This window comes from Pseudomonas sp. BIGb0381 (genome assembly GCF_024809815.1).
GTDB lineage: Bacteria > Pseudomonadota > Gammaproteobacteria > Pseudomonadales > Pseudomonadaceae > Aquipseudomonas.
Window position 1 is genome coordinate 343,877 of record NZ_JANUEN010000007.1, and the last position, 7,353, is coordinate 351,229.

A 7,353-nucleotide genomic window follows, 5' to 3' on the forward strand; every position below is an offset into this window, starting at 1 on the left:
CAGGCTACGGAAGCAAGGTGGGCAGTGTAGTGATTTCAAAAAATTTCGGCCCGCTACCATGGTCGAATGCGGGGCAGCGATTTAGAGCCTTTGGTCGGGTTTCATGGGGTAATAAAAAACCCCAGCCTACAGGAGGCCGGGGTTTGGAGTATTGCGCTGAAGCAGTGTTACTCGACGGCCTTGACCATGTCTTCAATGACCTTCTTCGCGTCACCAAAGACCATCATGGTCTTGTCCAGGTAGAACAGTTCGTTATCCAGCCCGGCATAACCACTGGCCATTGAGCGCTTGTTGACAATGATGGTCTTGGCCTTGAACGCTTCCAGGATCGGCATGCCGGCAATCGGCGAGTTGGGGTCGTTCTTCGCGGCCGGGTTGACCACGTCGTTCGCGCCCAGCACCAGTACCACGTCGGCCTGGCCGAATTCGGAGTTGATGTCCTCCATCTCGAACACCTGGTCGTAAGGCACTTCCGCCTCGGCGAGTAGGACGTTCATATGCCCAGGCATACGGCCGGCTACTGGGTGGATCGCGTATTTCACGGTCACGCCACGGTGGGTCAGCTTTTCGGTCAGTTCCTTCAGCGCATGCTGTGCCCGTGCCACTGCCAAGCCATAGCCTGGAACGATGATCACGGTGTCGGCGTTGGTCAGCAGGAAGGTGGCGTCGTCGGCCGAACCGGACTTCACTGGGCGTGCTTCTTTAGAACCCGCTGCAGCACCGGCATCCGGCGCATTGCCGAAACCGCCGAGCAGTACATTAAAGAAGGAACGGTTCATCGCCTTGCACATGATGTACGACAGGATCGCGCCGCTGGAGCCCACCAGGGAGCCGGCGATGATCAGCATCGAGTTGTTCAGCGAGAAGCCGATCCCTGCCGCTGCCCAGCCGGAGTAGCTGTTGAGCATCGAAACGACGACCGGCATATCGGCGCCGCCAATCGGGATGATGATCAGCACGCCCAGCACGAACGCCAGGGCCAGCATCAGCGCGAAGGCGCTGAGGTTGCCGGTGAACATGAAGGCCAGGCCCAGGCCCAGCGTCAGCAGGCCGAGCACCAGATTCAGCTTGTGCTGGCCGCCGAACTGTACCGGTGCGCCTTGGAACAGGCGGAACTTGTACTTGCCCGACAACTTGCCGAACGCGATCACCGAACCGGAGAAGGTAATCGCACCAATAGCCGCACCGAGGAACAGCTCCAGGCGGTTGCCCGCCGGGATCGCGTCGCCCAGGTGTTTGACGATGCCCAGGGACTGCGGCTCGACCACGGCGGCAATGGCGATAAACACCGCGGCCAGGCCGATCATGCTGTGCATGAATGCCACAAGCTCCGGCATCTTGGTCATTTCTACGCGCTTGGCCATGACCGAACCGGCGGTGCCGCCAACCAGCAGGCCTACGATCACATAGCCGATGCCGGCAGTGGCCAGTTCAGCGCCGAGCTTATAGATGAGGCCCACCGTAGTGAGTACCGCCAGCGCCATGCCGAGCATGCCGAACAGGTTGCCGCGCCGCGACGTGGTTGGGTGTGACAGGCCTTTAAGGGCCTGGATAAAGCAGATCGACGCGATCAGGTAGAGCGTCGTCACGAGATTCATGCTCATTACTTCGGCGCCTCTTCTTTTGCTTTCGGGGCTTTCTTCTTGAACATCTCAAGCATTCGGCGCGTTACCAGGAAGCCGCCGAACACGTTGACCGCCGCCAGGGCCACGGCCAGGGTACCCATGGTCTTACCCAGTGGAGTAACAGTCAGTGCTGCGGCGAGCATTGCGCCGACAATCACAATCGCCGAAATGGCGTTGGTCACTGCCATCAACGGTGTGTGCAGTGCGGGCGTGACGTTCCAGACCACGTGGTAACCGACATAAATCGCCAGCACAAAGATGATCAGGTTGTAGATACCGGGGGAGATAAGCTCTTCCATCGTCTGAATCCCTGCTTAGGCGTTTTTGCGGATGACTTGGCCGTCGCGGCACATGAGGCACGCGGCGACGATGTCGTCTTCGAGGTTGATTTCAAACTGCCCTTCCTTGTTGAAGACCAGCTTCAGGAAGTCCAGCAGGTTGCGCGCATACAAGGCCGAGGCATCGGCGGCGACTGCACCGGCAAGGTTGGTCGGGCCGCAGATGATCACGCCGTTCTCCACCACCACCTGGTCGGCGACGGTCAGCGGGCAGTTGCCACCCTGAGCGGCCGCGAGGTCGATGACCACCGAGCCGGGCTTCATCTGCGCGACGGTATCGGCGCTGAGCAAGGTCGGTGCCTTGCGGCCGGGGATCAGGGCGGTGGTGATGACAATGTCGGCCTGCTTCGCACGTTCGTGCACGGCCAGGGCCTGGCGCTGCATCCAGCTGGTGGGCATCGGACGCGCGTAACCGCCGACGCCGACGGCGCATTCACGTTCTTCGTCGGTTTCGTAGGGCACGTCGACGAACTTGGCGCCAAGGGATTCAATTTGCTCTTTTACGGCTGGACGTACATCAGATGCTTCGATCACTGCACCCAAGCGTTTCGCCGTGGCGATTGCCTGCAAGCCGGCGACGCCGGCGCCGAGGATCAGCACACGTGCGGCCTTCACCGTGCCGGCGGCGGTCATCAGCATCGGCATGAAGCGCGGATAATGGTGGGCGGCGAGCAGCACGGCTTTATAGCCGGCAATGTTGGCCTGGGAAGACAGCACGTCGAGGCTCTGGGCCCGCGAGGTGCGTGGCGCAGCTTCCAGCGCAAAGGCGGTGATGCCCTGCTCGGCCAGCTTGGCAATGGTTTCATTGCTGAACGGATTGAGCATGCCCACCAACACGGTGCCGCTTTTGATCAGCGCCAGCTCGCTGTCGCTCGGGGCGACCACCTTGAGAATCAGCTCGGCGCCTAACGCATCGCCGGCGCTGCCAATGGTCGCGCCTGCCGCCTCATAGGCACTGTCGACGATGCTGGCATTGATGCCTGCGCCGCTTTGAACAGTGACCTTATGGCCCTGGCCGATCAGCTTCTTGATGGTTTCCGGGGTGGCAGCCACCCGCGTTTCACCGGTCTGGGTTTCGAGAGGAACACCAATGTGCACGTCAAATCTCCTGCATGATCTTTTTGCTTTTGATCTTTTTGTAAAAAGGCCAGTGCACCGTGAGTGGCGCAGCTGGGGCGGCCGATCAGCACGATCCCGCTGAAATGACAGCGGGGCGCGGCATTTTGCAGGCGAACTTTACGGCCTTCAAGGGATTATGACGGGTGACGAAAAATTAACTACAAGTCACCCTGTGACTGATTGTCGCAATAGTTTGAAATAACCTCTTTAAATACAGGTGTTTAAAAGGCTACAGCTGATTCGTATGTGTTTTTCCATCGTTGGTGTGAATAGTCGGGAATTGACCGATAGGAGTCGCTACAAGCCATGAAAATCATGGTCTTAAGCCTTTTTTCAGGTTGACAGGTACAGTCTGTTTAAATGCGACATATACGTACATCTGTAGGTTTTAAATTTAGCTGACTACAAAGTCAGTATGTGGGGTTTGTCCTTTAAATGCTGGGGCTGTAGCGCTGCGATTGGTCGATCAACCAGTCTCTGAACGCGTGCAGTGAGGCTGATTCGACTTTTCTGTCAGGAATCATCAGGTAATAAGCCTTTGAGCTGGGCAGCGCCTCTGGGCTTGCGATCACCAGTCGATGTTCGTCCAGTTCTCGCTGGATAAGGAACGGCGGGATCAGCGCAATACCCATCTCGTGCATGGCGGCTTGAGACAACATCGAGAATAGCTCGTAACGTGGGCCTGTCATGTCGCGGGGCACGTTCAGTTGTTGGGCGTTGAACCATTGGCGCCAGGCGTAAGGGCGGGTGGTCTGCTGCAGCAATGGCAGTTCTGCAATCTTCTGGGGGGTGAATCGCTCAAGTTCGCCCAATAGTCGCGGGCTGCACACGGGGACAGGATTTTCTCCCATAAGCCTGTGGGATTCGGTCCCGGACCAATCTGCGTCGCCGAAGTAAATTGCCGCGTCGAATTCCGTATCCGCAAACAGAAAAGGGCGTGTGCGGTTAGTCAGGTTTACCGTCACCTCCGGATGCTGTAGTTGAAAGTCCTTGAGGCGAGGGATCAACCATTGCGTACCAAAAGTGGGAACTACGGCCAGCTCAATGGTATTTGCGCCCTGCTGCCCCATGACGGACAGGGTGTCGCGCTCCACGGCGTCCAGCTGGGTGGCGACGCGGCGGCTGTACGAAAGCCCCGCCTCCGTCAGCTTTACGCCGCGCCGTGAGCGCCGAAACAGCTCGACACTTAAAAATTCCTCCAGGCTGGCGATCTGTCGGCAAATGGCGCCTTGGGTGATGGAAAGCTCATGCGCCGCTTTGGTAAAGCTCTCGTGGCGGGCTGCCGCTTCAAAACTGACAAGAGCGGTGGTGCTGGGGATTTTTCTGCGCATGTACCTTGTCCTCACATAAAAAGTGCTGATGTGCCATTTTCTTGTGTTACGAAGTGAGAAATTAGCACAAGCCTATGCAAAAACCTCGTTTGCTCTCCCCGCCTGGCGGGCCTAGGCTCCATCCACGACTTCTGATTTTTCTTTGCGAGGACTTATTCATGGCTGGCAAGGCAAGCTTCAACTGGATCGATCCGCTGCTGCTGGATCAACAGCTCACCGAAGAGGAGCGCATGGTGCGCGACAGCGCCGAGCAATTCGCCCAGGACAAGCTGGCGCCGCGTGTGCTCGAAGCCTTTCGTCATGAAAAGACCGACCCGGCGATTTTTCGCGAAATGGGTGAGACCGGTTTGCTGGGGGCAATGATTCCTGAGCAGTACGGCGGCAGTGGTTTGAGCTACGTGAGCTACGGCTTGATTGCACGTGAGGTTGAGCGCGTTGACTCCGGTTATCGCTCTATGATGAGTGTGCAGTCGTCACTGGTGATGGTGCCTATCAATGAGTTCGGTACCGAAGCGCAAAAGCAGAAGTACTTGCCGAAATTGGCCTCGGGTGAATGGATTGGCTGTTTTGGTTTGACCGAGCCTGACCACGGTTCCGATCCCGGCGCGATGATCACTCGTGCACGCAAAGTGGATGGCGGCTACAGCCTGACGGGCGCAAAAATGTGGATAACCAATAGCCCGATTGCTGACGTGTTTGTGGTGTGGGCCAAGGACGACGCTGGCGATATTCGTGGGTTTGTCCTGGAGAAAGGCTGGAAAGGCCTGAGTGCGCCGGCGATTCACGGCAAGGTCGGCCTGCGCGCCTCCATCACCGGGGAGATCGTGATGGATAACGTGTTTGTGCCGGAAGAGAACATTTTTCCGGATGTGCGCGGCTTGAAGGGCCCTTTCACCTGCCTTAACTCGGCGCGCTATGGCATCTCCTGGGGGGCTTTGGGTGCTGCCGAGTTCTGTTGGCACACCGCACGCCAGTACACCCTGGATCGCCATCAGTTCGGCCGTCCATTGGCAGCAACTCAATTGATCCAGAAGAAGCTGGCCGATATGCAGACCGAGATCACGCTGGCGCTGCAGGGCTGCCTGCGTCTGGGGCGTATGAAAGACGAGGGAACGGCGGCGGTTGAGATCACATCGATCATGAAGCGCAACTCCTGCGGCAAGTCCTTGGACATTGCGCGTATGGCGCGGGACATGTTGGGTGGCAACGGTATCTCCGATGAGTTCGGGGTGGCACGTCATTTGGTGAACCTGGAGGTGGTTAACACTTATGAGGGTACTCATGACGTGCACGCCTTGATTCTGGGGCGCGCGCAAACCGGTCTTCAGGCGTTCTATTAATAGGGGAACGGCATGGGCGCGCTTTCGCATCTGCGGGTATTGGATTTATCGCGAGTGTTGGCAGGCCCCTGGTCCGGGCAGATCCTTGCGGACCTTGGGGCTGAGGTGATCAAGGTCGAGCGACCTGGTAGCGGTGACGACACACGCGCCTGGGGCCCCCCCTTCCTTAAGGACGCTGATGGCGAGAACACGAGTGAGGCGGCGTACTACTTGTCTGCTAATCGCAACAAAGAGTCGGTGACTATCGACTTTACGCGCCCGGAGGGACAGCAACTGGTGCGAGATCTGGCGGCCAAGTCCGACATCTTGATCGAGAACTTCAAGGTGGGCGGCCTGGCGGCGTATGGGTTGGACTACGAGTCGCTCAAGAAGGTGAATCCGGAGTTGATCTACTGCTCGATCACTGGCTTCGGTCAGACGGGCCCGTATGCCGCTCGCGCGGGGTATGACTTCATGATCCAGGGGTTGGGTGGGCTGATGAGTCTTACCGGCCGGCCGGAAGGTGATGAGGGGGCCGGGCCGGTGAAGGTGGGGGTGGCGTTGACTGACATTCTCACTGGGCTCTACTCGACGGTGGCGATCCTTGCTGCACTGGCGCATCGGGATCATGACGGTGGTGGGCAGCATATCGATATGGCGTTGCTTGATGTGCAGGTGGCCTGCCTGGCGAACCAGGCGATGAACTACCTGACGACGGGGGTGGCGCCAAAGCGACTGGGTAATGCTCATCCGAATATCGTGCCTTATCAGGATTTCCCTACGGCAGATGGCGATTTCATCCTGACGGTGGGTAATGACGGGCAATTTCGTAAGTTCGCCGAAGTGGCTGGACAGCCGCAGTGGGCGGATGACCCGCGGTTCTCTACTAATAAGGTGCGGGTAGCCAACCGCGCTGAGCTGATTCCATTGATACGCCAGGCTACAGTCTTCAAGACAACGGCTGAGTGGGTGTCACAGCTGGGGCGGGTTGGTGTGCCTTGTGGGCCGATCAATGACGTGGCCCAGGTGTTTGCCGATCCTCAGGTGAAGGCGCGGGGGCTGGCGATACAGTTGCCGCATGCGTTGGCAGGAATGGTGCCGCTGGTGGCCAGTCCGATGCGGTTATCCAAGACGCCTGTGGAGTACCGTACTGCGCCTCCTTTGTTGGGGCAGCACACGGCTCAGGTGCTGCAGGATGTGTTGGGGTTGGGCTCGGCGAGTGTGAAGGCTCTAAAAGAAGCGGGAGTTATCTAGCGGTGCTCCTATATATAGAGGGCGTTTTTGGTGGTTTTTTAATCAATTTCGGTAAGTTGATAGGAAAACCAAATTAAGTGTTGACGGCAGATTCTGGAAGTCTATAATTCGCCCCACTTCCGGCGCAGTCGAAACGTAAAACTCCTTGGTAAACAAAGAGTTATGCAGGATTAGACGGCGAATTGCTTCAGTTCATCGAAGCCCAGAAGGAGTTGATAGAGTCGTGTTGTTTGGCGCTATTAACGATTCGATCTTCTCGGTCGAAAGCGGATAAAAAGAGGTGTTGACAGCAGCGTGTAACGCTGTAGAATTCGCCTCCCGCTGACGAGAGATCGGAAGCGCAAGTGGTTGAAGTTGTTGAAGAAAT

General features: G+C 57.7%; 6 protein-coding genes. 2 read left to right on the forward strand and 4 right to left on the reverse strand.

The window, feature by feature from the left end; translation table 11 throughout:
- Positions 1-167: 167 nt before the first annotated feature.
- The 4 genes from M2397_RS20400 to M2397_RS20415 form a co-directional block, all read right to left on the reverse strand.
- Positions 168-1,604 carry an NAD(P)(+) transhydrogenase (Re/Si-specific) subunit beta gene (locus M2397_RS20400; protein WP_145338332.1) on the reverse strand — a complete coding sequence of 479 codons (1,437 nt, stop codon included), beginning with the start codon at positions 1,602-1,604 and terminating at the stop codon, positions 168-170.
- Positions 1,604-1,924, reverse strand: coding sequence for an NAD(P) transhydrogenase subunit alpha (locus tag M2397_RS20405; RefSeq protein ID WP_003220416.1), 321 nt, complete (start codon positions 1,922-1,924; stop codon positions 1,604-1,606). Before M2397_RS20405 ends, M2397_RS20400 begins: the two co-directional genes overlap by 1 nt.
- A gap of 15 nt (positions 1,925-1,939) precedes the next feature.
- On the reverse strand, positions 1,940-3,061 hold the full coding sequence (locus M2397_RS20410; RefSeq protein ID WP_131699549.1) for a Re/Si-specific NAD(P)(+) transhydrogenase subunit alpha: 1,122 nt from the start codon (positions 3,059-3,061) through the stop codon (positions 1,940-1,942).
- A 452-nt stretch (positions 3,062-3,513) separates the two neighbouring features.
- The gene (locus tag M2397_RS20415) at positions 3,514-4,413 is read right to left on the reverse strand and encodes a LysR family transcriptional regulator (RefSeq protein WP_259244311.1); all 900 of its coding nucleotides are present in this window, start codon (positions 4,411-4,413) and stop codon (positions 3,514-3,516) included.
- Between the two features lie 158 nt (positions 4,414-4,571).
- Here M2397_RS20415 and M2397_RS20420 point away from each other — a divergent pair, with 158 nt between their 5' ends.
- Together M2397_RS20420 and M2397_RS20425 are read left to right on the forward strand one after the other, a co-directional pair.
- Positions 4,572-5,753, forward strand: coding sequence for an acyl-CoA dehydrogenase (locus tag M2397_RS20420; protein WP_131699547.1), 1,182 nt, complete (start codon positions 4,572-4,574; stop codon positions 5,751-5,753).
- A 12-nt stretch (positions 5,754-5,765) separates the two neighbouring features.
- Positions 5,766-6,986 carry a CaiB/BaiF CoA-transferase family protein gene (locus M2397_RS20425; RefSeq protein ID WP_131699546.1) on the forward strand — a complete coding sequence of 407 codons (1,221 nt, stop codon included), beginning with the start codon at positions 5,766-5,768 and terminating at the stop codon, positions 6,984-6,986.
- The last annotated feature ends 367 nt before the right edge of the window (positions 6,987-7,353 follow it).